Source organism: Streptomyces sp. CB01373 (assembly GCF_002803075.1).
Classification (GTDB): domain Bacteria; phylum Actinomycetota; class Actinomycetes; order Streptomycetales; family Streptomycetaceae; genus Streptomyces.
The window spans coordinates 293,826-308,316 of the sequence record NZ_NNBK01000006.1; the positions used below are offsets into that span (position 1 = coordinate 293,826).

Sequence of the window (14,491 nt, forward strand, 5' to 3'; positions counted from 1 at the left end):
CGCAGGGTCCACCTGCCCCGGAATGCATGCCGCGTCCCCCAGGTTCTAGCCTGGGGGACGCGGCATTTCGCATGCCCGCAGATCAGACACACAGGAACGAGGCTTCACATGACCGACCCCGTGACGCTGGACGGCGAGGGCTTCCTCGGTGAGTTCGACGAGAAGCGCGCCGAGAACGCCGTTCGCGAACTCCTCATCGCGGTCGGCGAGGACCCGGACCGTGAAGGCCTGCGGGAGACACCGGCACGGGTGGCCCGGGCGTACAAAGAGATATTCGCGGGCCTGTGGCAGCAGCCCGAGGACGTGCTGACGACGACGTTCGACCTGGGTCACGACGAGATGGTGCTGGTCAAGGACATCGAGGTGTTCTCGACCTGCGAGCACCACCTCGTGCCGTTCCGTGGCGTCGCGCACGTCGGCTACATCCCCTCCACCAACGGGAAGATCACGGGGCTTTCGAAGCTGGCCCGGCTCGTGGACGTCTACGCCCGCCGCCCGCAGGTGCAGGAGCGGCTCACCACCCAGATCGCGGACTCTCTGATGGACATCCTGGAGCCGCGCGGTGTGATCGTCGTGGTGGAGTGCGAGCACATGTGCATGTCGATGCGGGGCATCCGCAAGCCCGGCGCGAAGACCATCACCTCGGCGGTGCGCGGTCAGTTGCGGGACGCGGCGACGCGGAACGAGGCGATGAGCCTCATCATGGCGCGCTGACGCGCCCGGAGCCCGGCCGCGCCCGCCCGCTCAGCCGGCGTACGCCGTCCGCCGGGCTCATGCCGTCGGCTGCGCCCCCGGCGGGTTCTGGTCGTCGTCCTCGGGCAGCTTGCAGACCCGTTCGAGGAACAGGGCGGCCGCTATCACCGCGATCCCGGCGAGGACCGAGAAACCGGCGTAGAAGGCCTGGTCGCGGCGGGCGGGGATGTCAAGGAGTTCCAGCAGGGCGACGCCCGTGCCGCCGTACACGCCGGCGACGAGGGCGGCGACCAGGGCGCTGGCCTGGCCGAAGACGACCGCGCGGGCGGCCATCATGGGGTCGACACCCTTGGCGCCGGGCCTGCGCTCGCGCTGTGCCTTCAGCCGGGCCCGCAGGGAGAGCGCCGTGGCCAGGAGGACGGCGGCGATCAGGGCGAGGACGATGGGGGCGGCCAGCGGGACGCCGGGGAGCGTCCCCACCGCGGTCCACAGCCGGGCACCCGCCCAGGACAGCACTCCGGCGACGACGAACACGCCTGCCAGCAGCCTGATACGCAGCTCTCTCACGGTGTCCCTTCAGCTCCCCCGGACCGGGGCCGGTCGCAGACCTTGCGTCGCCCTGACCTTAACGACTACTCGGGCAGCCGGAGTTCCAGGTCCGCCCGCGGCTCGACGCCGTCGCGGGTGAGCGCGGTCAGCAGATCGGCCACCGCGCCGCGGCCCGGGAGCTGCGCCTCCGGGTCCACGTCGTACCACGGGGCCAGGACGAAGGCGCGCTCGTGCGCCCGCGGGTGAGGAAGCGTGAGGACCGGGTCGTCGGAGACGTTCTCCGCGTAGGCGACGATGTCGACGTCGAGGGTGCGCGGACCCCAGCGCTCGTCGCGGACCCGGCTGAAGGCCTCCTCGATGGCGTGGGCGCGCTCCAGCAGGGAGGACGGCGGCAGCGTGGTCTTCAGGACCACCACCGCGTTGAAGTACGACGGCTGGGAGCCGGGCTCGACGCCCCACGGCTCCGTCTCGTAGACCGGGGAGACGGCCTTGATGCGGACGCCGGGGGTGTCCTCCAGGGCGTCGACGGCACCCTGGAGGGTCTCCAGGCGGTTGCCGAGGTTGGAGCCGATCGAGATCACGGCTCGCTTGGGGTTCTGCAGGGTGGTGTCGGCGGCGTCGACCTTCTCGACGACCGAGGCGGGCACCGGCTGGACGGTCGGGTCGGTGGGCCCTTTGGTGAAAGGCACGTTCATACTCGGCTCCGGGTGATGGTGACGGTCACGTCGTCGAAGGGCACGGTGATCGGGGCGTCCGGTTTGTGGACGCAGACCTCGACCTCCAGGACCCCGCCGTGCTTCAGACAGACCTGGGCGATGCGCTCGGCGAGCGTCTCGATGAGGTTCACGGGCTCGCCCTCCACCACGGCCACGACCTCCTCGGCCACGATGCCGTAGTGCACGGTCTTCGCCAGGTCGTCGTCGGCCGCGGCCGGCCGGGTGTCGACTCCCAGGACGATGTCCACGAGGAAGGTCTGGCCCTCCTCGCGTTCCTTGGGGAACACACCGTGGTGCCCGCGGGCCCTCAGGCCGCGCAGCGCGACACGATCCACGCGAATCACTCCTGCAATCGTCGGCGGCGACCGGTCCCTGCCGCGTACGGGCGGCACACCGGCCTGGCACGAATCTACCTGCGGGCACTGACGGAGCCGGGCCGCGGGGAGGCGGGGCGAGCCGGACCCGGCAGGTTTCACCGTGTGTTTCCCCTGGAGAACCCGGATGCTCACGGACCGGTGGGCGGCCCTTCTCCCGCAGTCCGTGATTCCGGCCACTCCGCGTTCCTGCTCAGGCGCCTACCCACTCAGGCGGGTGTGTCGTCGTCCTCGGCACCGTCGTTTTCGGCCAGAACCGGGGAGGCGTGATGGGACCAGAGCTTCCAGCCGATGCCGGTGCGCCGGAAGACATTGGTGGCGACGACGAGCTGTCCCACCAGCGGGCCGAGCTCGCCGCCGGCCGCCGGGGCGGGGCCGCCGCTGAGGATGTTCTCCGTGCAGTTCACCAGGGCGGTGTCGCCGGTCACCGAGACGTGCACGTCGGTGAGGAAGAACTGGATGTAGTCGGTGTTCGCCATGATCAGCGCGTAGGAGCGCAGCACCTCGCCCCGTCCGGTGAGCACGGGCCAGCCGGGGTGCACGCAGGAGACCACCCCGGTGTCGGCCGGGTCGTGGTACTCCTCGTCGACGCCCAGGTCGGAGGGGGTGAGCCAGAGCGCGGACAGCTCCTCGAAATCACCCCGCTCCAGGGCCTCGTAGTAGGCGGTGTTGGCGGCCTCCACCTGTTCGACGTCGGTGTGGGGCGCGCTCACCGGTCTCCTTCGGCGGGACTGTCCGCCGGGCCCGCGGGGGTGCGGGCCTGTTCCACGGCGCGGGCGACGCGTACCGCGTCCGCCGTGGCGCGGACCTCGTGGACGCGGACAGCCCAGGCGCCGGCGTGCGCGGCGAGGGCGGAGACGGCGGCGGTGGCGGCGTCGCGCTCGCGCGCGGGCGGGGGCGCGCCCTCCGGGCCGGCCAGCACCCGCCCGAGGAAGCGCTTGCGGGAGGCGGCGACCAGCACGGGGTGGCCGAGCCCGCGCAGGCGGTCGAGGTGGGCCAGGAGCGCGAGGTCGTGCCCGGCCTCCTTGGAGAAGCCGAGGCCGGGGTCGACGACGACGCGGTCGGCGGCGATCCCGCCCTCCAGGACGGCCTCCACGCGCGCGTGGAGCTCGTCGACGACCTCGGTGACGACGTCCTCGTACACCCCGTGGACGTTGCCGCCCTCCAGGAAGCCGCGCCAGTGCATGACAACGAAGGGCGCGCCCGCGTCCGCGACCACGGGGATCATCGCGGGATCCGCGAGGCCGCCGCTGACGTCGTTGACGAGGGCGGCACCGGCCGCGAGCGCCTGCTCGGCGACGCGGGCGCGCATGGTGTCGACGGAGATCGTGGCGCCCTCGGCGGCGAGGCCGCGCACCACGGGGATGACGCGCCGCAGCTCCTCGGCCTCGTCGACGCGGCTGGCGCCGGGCCGGGTGGACTCGCCGCCGACGTCGACGAGGTCCGCGCCCTGGGCGACCAGGTCCAGGCCGTGCTTGACGGCGATGGTCGTGTCGAACCAGCGGCCTCCGTCGGAGAAGGAGTCGGGGGTCACGTTCACGACCCCCATGACCGCGCACCGGCCCCACGCCGGAAGGCCCGCCACGCGGCCGCGCCCGCTGAAGTTGCTCATACGTTCAGCGTAGGCCCCGCCCCCTGGGCCTTCGTGCCGTGGCCCGGACGGAACCCCCCTGTGCTGGAGGGGATGGGGGTTCCGCCCGGGCCGGTCCCGGGTCATGCCGCGCGGACGTCCGGTTCCGCCACCGAGTGAGCGCAGGGGCTCTGGGCGGCGGCGGAACGGCGGCGCAGGAAGCGCGGCAGCGGCAGGGCGAGGTCGACGAAGCCCTCGGCCTGCATGGCGGCGAAGCCGATGCGGGGCAGGTCGGAGGAGGCGCGGTAGACGACGAACCGCGGCTCCCAGCGGGGCTGGAACTTGGCGTTGAACTTGTACAGCGACTCGATCTGGAACCAGCGGGAGAGGAAGACCAGCAGCCCGCGCCAGGCGCGCAGCACCGGGCCGGCGCCGATCTTCTCGCCCCGAGCCAGCGCCGAGCGGAACATCGCGAAGTTCAGCGATATACGGGTGATGCCGAACTTCGGGGCGGCCTGGAGCGCCGCCACGATCAGCAGTTCGTTCATGCCGGGGTCGGCCGAGCGGTCGCGCCGCATCAGGTCCAGGGACACGCCGTCCTCGCCCCAGGGCACGAAGTGCAGGATCGCCTTCAGATCGCCGTACTCGCCCGGCTCCGCGTCCTGCTTGTGGGCGGTGGCGATGAGGCAGTCGCCGTCGGCCGGGTCGCCGATGCGGCCGAGCGCCATGGAGAAGCCGCGTTCGGTGTCGGTGCCGCGCCAGTCCTCGGCGGCCCGCCGGACCCGCTCCAGCTCGGTGCCGCCGAGGTCACGGATGCGCCGCACCCGGGTTTCGTAGCCGGCTCGCTCGATGCGCTTGACCATCTGGCGGACGTTGCGCATCGCGCGTCCGGCGAGCGAGAAATCCGCGACGTCGACCACCGCCTCGTCGCCCAGCTCCAGGGCGTCCAGGCCGGTCTCCCGGGTCCACACCTCGCCGCCGGTCTCGGAGCAGCCCATCACGGCGGGCGTCCAGGAGTGGGCCCTGGCCTCGTCCATGAAGCGCTCGATGGCGCCCGGCCAGGCCTCGACGTCGCCGATCGGGTCGCCGCTGGCGAGCATCACGCCGGAGACGACGCGGTACGTCACCGCCGCCTTGCCGCTGGGGGAGAACACGACGGCCTTGTCGCGGCGCAGCGCGAAGTGGCCGAGGGAGTCGCGGCCGCCGTGCCGGGCCAGCAGCTCGCGCAGCCTGCTCTCGTCCTCCTCGGTCAGGCGTGCCGCCGGGTGCTCGGGGCGGAAGGCCAGGTAGACGGTGGTGACGGCGGTGAGCCAGCCGAGGGCGCCGAGGGAGAAGGCGACGGTCCAGGAGGTGTTGCCCTGGTAGTCCACCGGGCCCTCGAAGCCGATCAGGCCGTAGACGACATGGGTCAGCCGGTCCGCCACGCTGGGGTCGCCGACCATGCGGTGCGTGTGCACGCTGACGATGATCATGCCCAGGGCCAGTGAGCCGGCGCTCATGAGGACGAAGTTGGCCAGCGCCCGCCAGCGGCTGCGCGGGTCCGGCAGCGCGGCGAACTCGCCGCGGTGGAACAGCAGCGGCGCGAGCAGCGCCAGCGAGATGACCAACCCGACCACGGAGTGCCGGTAGACGAACTCCGCGGCCGCGCCGGCCGGCAGCAGGACCACGGCCGCGCGCCAGGCCCGGCGCTTGCGCCGCCTCAGGCCGTGCGCGAGCAACAGCAGCAGCACGCCCACGCTGAGCGAGAGCGCCGCGGCGAACGGCCCGAACGAGCCCGGCAGCACCTCGGCCATGGCGTGCATCCGGCTGTGCCGGAAGCGTGGGAAGACGCCCGCGGCGATGTCCAGGAGGCCGACGACCGCGCAGGCCCTGGCGACCAGCGCGGGGACGGCCTCGGGGCGCGGGCCGCGCAGTATGCGCCGCATCCTGCTGGATCGGTCCGGAACCCCGTCCGACAATTCCCCATCTATCCTGACAGACATCGCATCCCGTAGTTCTGCGAGAGACCTTGAATCCGGTGCCGATCCGGGCATCCGGCGACATTGCGCCCTCTAGGACGGTGTCTCGGGGAGAGAGGTTCACTCCCCGCCGGAAAGTCGGGTCAAAGGGCAGGGAAAGCCCAGGGCAAGCCCTCGCAAGGAAGCGTCGGCGAGCCCTGAGGCGGGAAGTGCAGGCAGGGAAGCCCATGGGTCTCACGAGCAACAAGGTGCTGGTACTGGCGATTCTCCTCGCCGTGCTGCTGTTCGCCGGCACGGTGTGGCTCTGGCCGCGTCTGGCCCGCCGTACCTGGCACGCGGTGACCGGGCGCGTCGGCATGCTGCTGGCCACCCAGGTGGCGATCTTCGTCTGCGTCGCACTCGCCGCCAACCAGGCCTTCGGCTTCTATGCCAGCTGGGCGGACCTGTTCGGGCAGGAGAACGCGCCGGGGGTCGTCGTCGACAACTCCGCGCACGGCCGCACCGGAGGCCCCCTCCAGGTGATCGGCACCCAGCAGGTGCGGCTGGGCGACGGCGACCGGCCCCATGTCTCCGGACAGATCCAGCAGGTCGGCATCGTGGGCCGTACGACGCACATCGCCTCGCCCGCGTTCGTCTACCTGCCGCCGGAGTACTTCCAGCCGCAGTACCGGACCCGTACCTTCCCGGCGGCCGTGGTCCTCACCGGCTACCCGGGCACCGCGCAGGCGCTGATCAGCAAGCTGCGCTACCCGCACACCGCGCAGGAGCTGGCCAGGACCGGGCGGGCGCAGCCGATGATCCTGGTGATGCTGCGGCCCACGGTGGCGCCGCCGCGGGACACGGAGTGCGTGGACGTCCCGGGCGGTCCGCAGACCGAGACGTTCTTCGCCAAGGACCTGCCGGACGCGCTTCTCGCGCACTACCGGGTCGGAAGGAAGCCGGGCAGCTGGGGCATTGTCGGCGATTCCACGGGCGGTTACTGCGCGCTGAAACTCGCACTGCACCATCCCGAGGTGTATGCCGCGGGTGCGGGCCTGTCCCCGTACTACAGGGCGCCCATCGATCCGACCACGGGTGATCTTTTCCAGGGGGACAGGAATCTGCGGAACCGTGCCGATCTGCTGTGGAGCGTCAAGCACCTGCCGGCGCCCGACACTTCGCTGCTCGTCACCAGCAGCAGGCTCGGCGAGGGCAACTACAGGTCGACGCTCAGGTTCATCGACGCGGTGAAGGCGACGAACAGGACGCGGATCGCGTCCATCATCCTCGACAGCGGCGGCCACAACTTCAACACCTGGCGGCGCGAGATCCCGGCGACGTTGCAGTGGATGAGCGGCCTGCTGGGCGACCGCTGAAAATGATCTTTGAAGGGGAGGAAAACGCGGCCGGAACTCCCTTCGGCGCATGAAGGTTTCGTTATGGCTGTCTTTTTGTGGGGCGGCCCGACATGATTCAGGTACGCGCGGTAAGTTTCTGGCCATGTCACGTGGACGTCATCGCCATTCCCCACCCCTGCACAGGCTGTTGCCGTCTTCGGTGATCGCCGGCGTCTCCGTCGTCTGCGCCCTGGGCCCCTGGGCGTTCACGGACGCGGCGGTGCTGCGGTTGCTCGCCGGGACCGCCGCGGTGACCGCTGTTCTCGGCGCGGTCGTCATGCGCCGCTGGGACGCGCAGGCCGGACGGCAGGTAGCCGACCTCACGCGCGCGCGTGTGAGCGACGAGTGGCGATTCGAGGAACGGATCGCCGAACTCGAGACCGACCTCGAGGAGTCACGCGAACTGCGCGGCCGCCTTGAGGAGAAGCTGCGCGCCCGGCGCACGGAACTCGCGGGGCTGCGCAACGAGCATGCGGCACTGCTGCGGCGGTACGCCACGGCGGAGACCGAGCGCGCGAGCGCGCTGGAGGGCCGCCGCCTGCTGGAGATCGAGACCGGCCCCGACGTGCTCGCGCTGCCCGCCGCACCGACGGACGCCGTGGACGCGGCCGATGTCACGGACGTCGAGGGTGCAGACGTCGACGTCGCGGACGTCGAGGGTGCGGAGACGCACGAGTCCGCGGCTCCCGCGACCGGGCCGACCGAGAAGAGACCGGAGGCCGCGGCGCCCGGCGCGTTCTCTCCGGAGGGATCCGAGCTGTACCTGCGCGCCGAGGCCGCCCTGTCGCGGTTGGGCAAGGACGGCGCCCGGGCGGCGAGGACGGACGAGGCGGCCAAGGCGGGTACCTCGGAGGAAGCTGACACGGCGTCGGAGACCGACCCGGTGCGGGAAGCGTCCGTACCGGCGGACGGCGACGCCGACCCGGAGTCCGCGACGGACGAGACGGACGAGGCGCGCGAGCGCGCGGCGGCCACGGACGAGGCGGGGACGGAGACCGAGCCCGTCGAGACCGCCGAGCCCGCCGACCGGGAGGACTCCGCGGAGTCGACCGGGGCGACCGAGTTGGTCGAGCCCGCCGAGCCGGCCGACCGGAGTCACCTCGCCGGGGCGGCCGGGATGGCCGAGGCCGCTGAGCCGGTCGACCGGTCCATCGCGTCCTCGGCCGCGGCCGATTCGGGTGAGCAGGCCGCGCCTGCCTCCTCCGCACCCGCCCCCGCCCTACCGGCTTCCTCCGCCAAGGAGGCCGAGTCGGCCAAGCCCGCGCCTCGGCTGCCCTCCGGGCACTTCACCGTGCCGACCGCGGTGGCTGTCGTACCGGCCGCGCCCTCGCGGCGCCCGCTGGTCGAGGGCGGCTTCGACTTCTTCGGCACGAAGGCGGACGCGTCGGCCACCGAGTCGGACACCGTACGGAACGACGGCCTCGGCGACGTGGTGGGCCAGGAGTCGCTCGCCCCGCACAAGGCGGAGGCCGAGTCCCAGTACAAGCCGGCCGACGCCGACGCGCCGGTCGCCGGCCATCAGATCATCGACCTGACGGCCCACGACGAGACGGAACAGATCACCCTTCCGGGGCTGCGCACCGCGGCCTCCTGACGCCGGTCCTCCGCGACGCCGGGCACCCGCCCGGCGTCGCACCCGGGTCGCCCACCGGTCAGGTCATCCACCGGTCCGGCCGCGCGCTCCGGCGGCCTGTGCGCGACCTCTCCGCCTGGGCCCGCAACAGCCGGTCCGCCTCCCGCGCGTCCCGCAGCCGGGCCGTCACGGTCCGGCCGGCCCCGTTGTCCACGTGCACGCCGGCGAGGCCCCACACGCGCTGCCAGGGCCCCTGTCGCAGCCGTACGCTCTGTACCTTCGCGTGCGGCACCAGTGCGAGCCGGCGCCGCAGCAGCCCGTGCCGCGCGGCGAACACCGCGTCGGTGACGGTGATCCCGTGGCCGCGCCACCACACCGGCGCGCACCACCGGGCGCGCCGCGGCGGCCGGAGCAGGCCGGAGGCCTGAGGCACCGTCACCCCGGGCAGGACCCGGGCGATCACCGACTCGGCGACCTCCCGCGGAGCGACCGGCAGCAGCAAGGTGTTCGACGACCCGGCGACGTCCAGCTCGACCCGCACCCAGCCGCGCCACCGCCACAGCAGCGGCTCCACGATCCGTACGGTCTGTACCCGCCCAGGCGGCACCGTCTCGTGCGTGCGGTCCAGCAGCCCGCGGTCGATCCGCAGCCCGTCGGGCGATTCGCCTACCACCCAGTCGTACTCGGCGGCGAAGCGTCCCGCGCTGTTCGCCACGGCGCTGCCGAGCAGCGGCAGGACGGAGGCGAGCACTGTCCACAGGCTGTGGGTGGCCAGCCACAGCAGCGGCGGTACGACGGCGGCGGCGACCAGCGACACCCAGGTCGCGCCGGTCAGCAGCAGCGAGACGGCGATCAGGCGCCCGGGTACACGGACCAGTTCCCGCGCGGGTGCCTCACCGACCTCGTGCGCCGTCTCCGGCGCGAACCCGGCCGCGCGCGCGAGCAGTTCGGCGCGCAGCGCCCGCGCCTCCTCCTCGCCGAGGAAGGCGAGTTCGTCCTTCTTGTCCGTCCCCACGACGTCGAGTTTCAGCTTGGCCACGCCCGCGACCCGGGCGAGCAGCGGCCGGGTGACGTCGACGGCCTGGATCCGCTCCAGCCGGATGTGCGCGGTGCGGCGGAAGAACAGCCCGGTGCGGATGCGCAGTTCGGTGTCGGTCACCGCGAAGTGCGTGAACCACCAGGACAGGAAGCCGTAGAGGGCGGCCAGGGGTATGACGAGCGCGAGTCCGGTCACCAGCGTGGTCGTCGTCAGCCGCGTCAGGTGCCGCTGCGCCTGGTCGGGGTCGTGCACGGCCCAGCCCGTGAGCACGGCGACCGGAGCCCACGCCCGTCTCAGGGGTGTGACGGGATGCAGCCGCCGCTCGGTCACGGGCAGCCCGCCGGGTACGGCCGCGTCGTTCACGGCCGGTTCGGATATGCCGCCGTCGCTCACGGCCTCTTCGGACGCGGCCTGTCCGGGAACGGCTTTCCCGCGTATGACCTCTCCGCGTACGGCCTCGTCGCCCCCCGCCGCCGTCACAGCCCCGCCGATCGTGCCTCGCCGAGTTCGGTGAGCCGGTCGCGCAGCCGTTCCGCCTCGGCCGGGTCGAGGCCGGGGATGATCGCGTCGGTCGCGGCGGCGGCCGTGTGCAGCTGCACGGTGGCCAGCCCGAAGTGCCGCTCCACGGGCCCGGAGGTGACCTCGACGAGCTGCATCCGCCCGTAGGGCACCACGGTCTCCTCGCGCCACAGCACGCCTCGGCTGATCAGCAGGTCGTCGGCGCGCTCGGCGTACCGCCAGGAGCGCCAGTTGCGGCCGAGCAGCACCCAGCCCCATGCCATCAGGGCCAGCGGCAGCAGGGCGAACGCCGACCAGGCGAGGCCGGCCAGCAGGCCCGGCAGCAGCCCCGCCGCCAGGGCGAACAGGCCCAGCCACACCACCAGCAACAGCCGGCGCATCCGCAGCAGGCCGCGCGGCAGCGCCCGCCACACCGGTTCGTCCCCGGCCGCCGCCCGCTCGTCCTCCCGGCTCCCCGTTTCCATGGGGCAAGCGTACGTACGAGAGACTGTGTCCATGACTCCTACGACGGAGACCACGGTCGGGATCGGCGGCGCCGCGGAGAGCACCGACATGGTGCTGAACATCGGGCCGCAACACCCCTCCACGCACGGCGTGCTGCGGCTGAAGCTGGTGCTGGACGGCGAGCGCATCAAACGCGCGGAGCCGGTGATCGGTTATATGCACCGCGGCGCGGAGAAGCTGTTCGAGGCAAGGGACTACCGCCAGATCATCATGCTGGCCAACCGCCACGACTGGCTGTCGGCCTTCTCCAACGAGCTGGGCGTGGTCCTCGCCGTGGAGCGGATGCTCGGCATGGAGGTGCCCGCGCGCGCGGTCTGGACGCGCACCCTGCTCGCCGAGCTGAACCGGGTGCTCAACCACCTGATGTTCCTCGGCTCCTACCCGCTGGAGCTGGGCGGCATCACCCCGGTCTTCTACGCGTTCCGGGAGCGCGAGGTCCTCCAGAACGTCATGGAGGAGGTCTCCGGCGGCCGGATGCACTACATGTTCAACCGGGTCGGCGGCCTGAAGGAGGACCTGCCGGCCGGCTGGACCACGCGCGCGCGTGCCGCGGTGGCCGCCGTGCGCTCGCGCATGGACGTCTTCGACGACCTGGTGCTCGGCAACGAGATCTTCCGCGGACGCACCCGGGGCGTGGGCGTCCTGACGCCGCGGGCCGTGCACGCCTACGGCGTGAGCGGTCCGATCGCGCGCGGGTCGGGCGTCGACTTCGACCTGCGCCGTGACGAGCCGTACCTGGCGTACGGAGAGCTCCAGGACACCCTGAAGGTGGTCACCCGGCAGGAGGGCGACTGCCTGGCCCGCTTCGAGTGCCTGCTGGAGCAGACCCACAACGCGCTGGACCTCGCCGACGCCTGTCTGGACCGGATGGCCGAGCTGCCGCCCGGCCCGATCAACCAGCGGCTGCCCAAGGTCCTCAAGGCGCCCGAGGGGCACACGTACGCGTGGACCGAGAACCCGCTCGGCATCAACGGCTACTACCTGGTCAGCAAGGGTGAGAAGACGCCGTACCGGCTGAAGCTGCGTTCGGCGTCGTACAACAACATCCAGGCGCTCACCGAGCTGCTGCCGGGCACGCTGGTGGCGGACATGGTGGCCATCCTGGGGTCAATGTTCTTCGTGGTCGGGGACATCGACAAATAGGGCCGCCGCGTCCGCCTCCGCGAGGCCGGCCGGGTGCGCCAGCCAGCCGAAGTCGCCGAGCCCGCCCGGCGCGGTGAGTTCGGCGGCCTCCCCGGCGCGCGCGAGGGAGCGTACGTACTCCGAGGGGCGCGTGGAGGCGAGGCTGAGCGGGGGGCGTGCGCCGGTGACTCCCAGGGCGTGCAGGGCCTCGCGCTGTGTCAGCAGCCGGGCGCCCTCAGGCGCGCTCGCGGCGCAGGCGTCCAGGGCCACGTGCGCCGTGATGTCGCACGACCCGTCCGGCACCGGTGCCGTCTCCCGGCCCTCCCGGAAGCCCGTGAGCGTTCCGAAGGGCGGTCGCGCCCCGGCCGTGTGCGCGTAGTCGACGGCGACCGCGAGGCCCCGTTCGACCCGCGAGACCGCGGCGGCCCAGGCGGTGTCGCGGGGCAGCCCGATCTCCGCGCGCAGGCCCTGCTCGGCGGCCAGCGGCCACCACCGGTCCAGCCACCGCGCCCGCGCTCCCGTCACCGGCTCCCCGAGCCGCTCGGCGCCGTCCCGCCGTACGAGGACCTGCCGGGGCACGCCCGCGGAGTCCACTTCCACGACCTCCACCGGCACGTTGTCCAGCCACTCGTTGGCGAACAGCAGCCCGGTGATGCCCCGCGGTGGCTGCTCCGACCACGCGATCCGGTCGTCCAGGCCCTCCGGCCGGGCGGCGATCTCGACCGCGTGCACGCGCGTGCGTGCCGCCACGTCCGCGGGCAGCGCGGCGAGCACGCCCGCCGCCAGCTCGCCCCGCCCGGCCGCCATGTCGACGAAGTCGAGCGCCGCCGGGCGGCCCAGCGCCCGGTCGACCCCGCACAGCAGCCGCGCCACGGCCGCCGCGAACAGCGGCGAGGCGTGCACGGACGTACGGAAGTGACCGGCCGGGCCCTCGGGCCGCCGGTAGAAGCCGTCCGGCCCGTACAGGGCCTCCTCGGCCGCTGACCGCCAGCCGCGCCACTCCTCGGCCCGGCCGCCCGCCGCGCTCCGCGCCGTGGTGCGCGCGGGGGTGCGCTCGGGGCCGTTTGCCGTGGTGCGCTCGGTGCTGTCCGCCGGGTCTTCCGTCACCCCGACAGACTAGGGTCCGCCCGGTGGGGCGAGGCGCACAAATGATCACTGCCTCCACCTTGGGGAGTACGAGAGCCCCGTGCGGATCGGCCCTCCGGTTGACCCCGGCACCTGTGCCGCTTCCCTACTCTGGGTTACGTGCAGCGCCTCTATGACTTCATCCGCAGGCACCCGATGTGGGTGGACGGCTCCTGGGCCCTCATCCTCCTCGGGCTTTCCGGCGTGAGCGTGTCGAATCTCAACGGGGCGCCCGGCCACCACGGTTCGGTCCACGCGGGCCTCGCCCTGTCCTTCGTGCTGTGCGTGGTCGTCGCACTGCGCCGCCGGATGCCGGAGAAGATGCTGGTGCTGGCGGGCGCGGCGGGTGCGGCGCAGCTGGTCCTGGACGCCGAGACGATGGTCGCCGACTTCGCCATGCTGGTGATCATCTACACGGTCGCCGCGATCGGCGCCCGCTGGGCCAGCCGGTTCGCCCTGGCCGGCGGGCTGTGCGCGGCGACCCTCGCGCAGATCCGCTGGCCGCAGCACGACGCGAGCGCCCTGGGCAATGTCGCGATAACCGTCTTCCAGACGGTGCCGTTCGCCCTCGCCTGGGTGCTCGGCGATTCGGTGCGCACCCGCCGCGCCTACTTCGCGCAGCTGGAGGAGCGCGCCGCCCGTCTGGAGAAGGAACGCGAGGCACAGGCCAAGGTCGCGGTCGCCGCGGAACGCGCCCGGATAGCGCGCGAGCTGCACGACGTGGTCGCGCACAACGTGTCGGTGATGGTGGTGCAGGCCGACGGCGCCGCCTACGTCCTGGACGCCGCGCCCGACCAGGCCAAGAAGGCCCTGGAGACGATCTCCTCCACCGGCCGCCAGGCCCTCGCCGAGATGCGCCGCCTGCTGGGCGTGCTGCGCACCGGCGAGCACCAGGAGGGCGGCGAGTACGTGCCGCAGCCCGACGTCGGCCAGATCGAGGACCTCGTCGAGCAGTGCCGGGGTTCCGGGCTCCCCGTCGACTTCAGGATCGAGGGCACCCCGCGTCCGCTGCCCAGCGGGGTCGAGCTCACCGCGTACCGCATCGTGCAGGAGGCCCTCACCAACACCCGCAAGCACGGCGGGCCGAACGCGGGCGCGAGCGTGCGCCTGGTCTACTTCGACGACGGGCTCGGACTGCTCGTCGAGGACGACGGCAAGGGCGCGCCGCACGAGCTGTACGAGGAGGGCGGCGCCGACGGGCGTGGGCACGGCCTGATCGGCATGCGCGAACGCATCGGCATGGTGGGCGGCACCCTGGACGCGGGTCCGCGCCCCGGCGGCGGCTTCCGCATCAGCGCCCTGCTGCCGCTCAAACCGGTGCACTGACACCGGCGCACACCGCACCCGCGCGAACCACCGATGACGAACGGAAG

14 protein-coding genes are annotated in these 14,491 nt (G+C 72.7%); 5 read left to right on the plus strand and 9 right to left on the minus strand.

All coding sequences use genetic code 11. The features are described 5' to 3' along the window. Positions 1 to 108 precede the first annotated feature (108 nt). Positions 109 to 714 carry a GTP cyclohydrolase I FolE gene (gene folE / locus CG719_RS11865; RefSeq protein ID WP_100568521.1) on the plus strand — a complete coding sequence of 202 codons (606 nt, stop codon included), beginning with the start codon at positions 109 to 111 and terminating at the stop codon, positions 712 to 714. Positions 715 to 771: 57 nt separating this feature from the next. Here folE and CG719_RS11870 read toward each other — a convergent pair whose 3' ends face one another. The 6 genes from CG719_RS11870 to CG719_RS11895 all read right to left on the minus strand — a co-directional run bounded on the left by CG719_RS11870 (position 772) and on the right by CG719_RS11895 (position 5,827). Next, positions 772 to 1,260, minus strand: a complete 489-nt coding sequence (locus CG719_RS11870) for a DUF3180 domain-containing protein (RefSeq protein WP_100568522.1) — start codon at positions 1,258 to 1,260, stop codon at positions 772 to 774. A gap of 65 nt (positions 1,261 to 1,325) precedes the next feature. After that, entirely contained in the window at positions 1,326 to 1,937 is a 612-nt protein-coding gene (gene folK, locus CG719_RS11875) for a 2-amino-4-hydroxy-6-hydroxymethyldihydropteridine diphosphokinase (protein WP_100568523.1), read from the minus strand. Further along, the gene (gene folB, locus CG719_RS11880; protein ID WP_100568524.1) at positions 1,934 to 2,293 is read right to left on the minus strand and encodes a dihydroneopterin aldolase; all 360 of its coding nucleotides are present in this window, start codon (positions 2,291 to 2,293) and stop codon (positions 1,934 to 1,936) included. Before folB ends, folK begins: the two co-directional genes overlap by 4 nt. 248 nt (positions 2,294 to 2,541) lie before the next feature. Then, positions 2,542 to 3,045 (minus strand): nuclear transport factor 2 family protein, encoded by a 504-nt coding sequence (locus CG719_RS11885; protein ID WP_100568525.1) that lies wholly within the window; start codon positions 3,043 to 3,045, stop codon positions 2,542 to 2,544. After that, the gene (folP, locus tag CG719_RS11890) at positions 3,042 to 3,944 is read right to left on the minus strand and encodes a dihydropteroate synthase (protein WP_100568526.1); all 903 of its coding nucleotides are present in this window, start codon (positions 3,942 to 3,944) and stop codon (positions 3,042 to 3,044) included. The genes CG719_RS11885 and folP overlap by 4 nt, the downstream gene beginning before the upstream one ends. A gap of 101 nt (positions 3,945 to 4,045) precedes the next feature. Next, positions 4,046 to 5,827: a phosphatidylglycerol lysyltransferase domain-containing protein gene (locus CG719_RS11895; protein WP_376493306.1), complete on the minus strand. Its 1,782-nt coding sequence runs from the start codon at positions 5,825 to 5,827 to the stop codon at positions 4,046 to 4,048. Positions 5,828 to 6,087: 260 nt separating this feature from the next. Here CG719_RS11895 and CG719_RS11900 point away from each other — a divergent pair, with 260 nt between their 5' ends. Together CG719_RS11900 and CG719_RS11905 are read left to right on the plus strand one after the other, a co-directional pair. Next, on the plus strand, positions 6,088 to 7,215 hold the full coding sequence (locus CG719_RS11900) for an alpha/beta hydrolase (RefSeq protein WP_100568528.1): 1,128 nt from the start codon (positions 6,088 to 6,090) through the stop codon (positions 7,213 to 7,215). Positions 7,216 to 7,339: 124 nt separating this feature from the next. Then, positions 7,340 to 8,830 (plus strand): hypothetical protein, encoded by a 1,491-nt coding sequence (locus tag CG719_RS11905; RefSeq protein ID WP_100568529.1) that lies wholly within the window; start codon positions 7,340 to 7,342, stop codon positions 8,828 to 8,830. Positions 8,831 to 8,888: 58 nt separating this feature from the next. Here CG719_RS11905 and CG719_RS11910 read toward each other — a convergent pair whose 3' ends face one another. Together CG719_RS11910 and CG719_RS11915 are read right to left on the minus strand one after the other, a co-directional pair. Continuing rightward, complete coding sequence (locus CG719_RS11910; protein WP_100568601.1) at positions 8,889 to 10,226, minus strand: PH domain-containing protein; 1,338 nt, start codon at positions 10,224 to 10,226, stop codon at positions 8,889 to 8,891. A gap of 98 nt (positions 10,227 to 10,324) precedes the next feature. Further along, the gene (locus CG719_RS11915) at positions 10,325 to 10,831 is read right to left on the minus strand and encodes a PH domain-containing protein (protein WP_100568530.1); all 507 of its coding nucleotides are present in this window, start codon (positions 10,829 to 10,831) and stop codon (positions 10,325 to 10,327) included. 31 nt (positions 10,832 to 10,862) lie between these two features. On the opposite strand from CG719_RS11915, the gene CG719_RS11920 reads away from it, so the two are divergent. After that, complete coding sequence (locus tag CG719_RS11920) at positions 10,863 to 12,014, plus strand: NADH-quinone oxidoreductase subunit D (protein WP_100568531.1); 1,152 nt, start codon at positions 10,863 to 10,865, stop codon at positions 12,012 to 12,014. Here CG719_RS11920 and CG719_RS11925 read toward each other — a convergent pair. Next, entirely contained in the window at positions 11,979 to 12,959 is a 981-nt protein-coding gene (locus CG719_RS11925) for an SAM-dependent methyltransferase (RefSeq protein WP_234375530.1), read from the minus strand. The genes CG719_RS11920 and CG719_RS11925 overlap by 36 nt on opposite strands. A gap of 279 nt (positions 12,960 to 13,238) precedes the next feature. On the opposite strand from CG719_RS11925, the gene CG719_RS11930 reads away from it, so the two are divergent. Then, positions 13,239 to 14,444, plus strand: a complete 1,206-nt coding sequence (locus tag CG719_RS11930) for a sensor histidine kinase (RefSeq protein WP_100568533.1) — start codon at positions 13,239 to 13,241, stop codon at positions 14,442 to 14,444. The last annotated feature ends 47 nt before the right edge of the window (positions 14,445 to 14,491 follow it).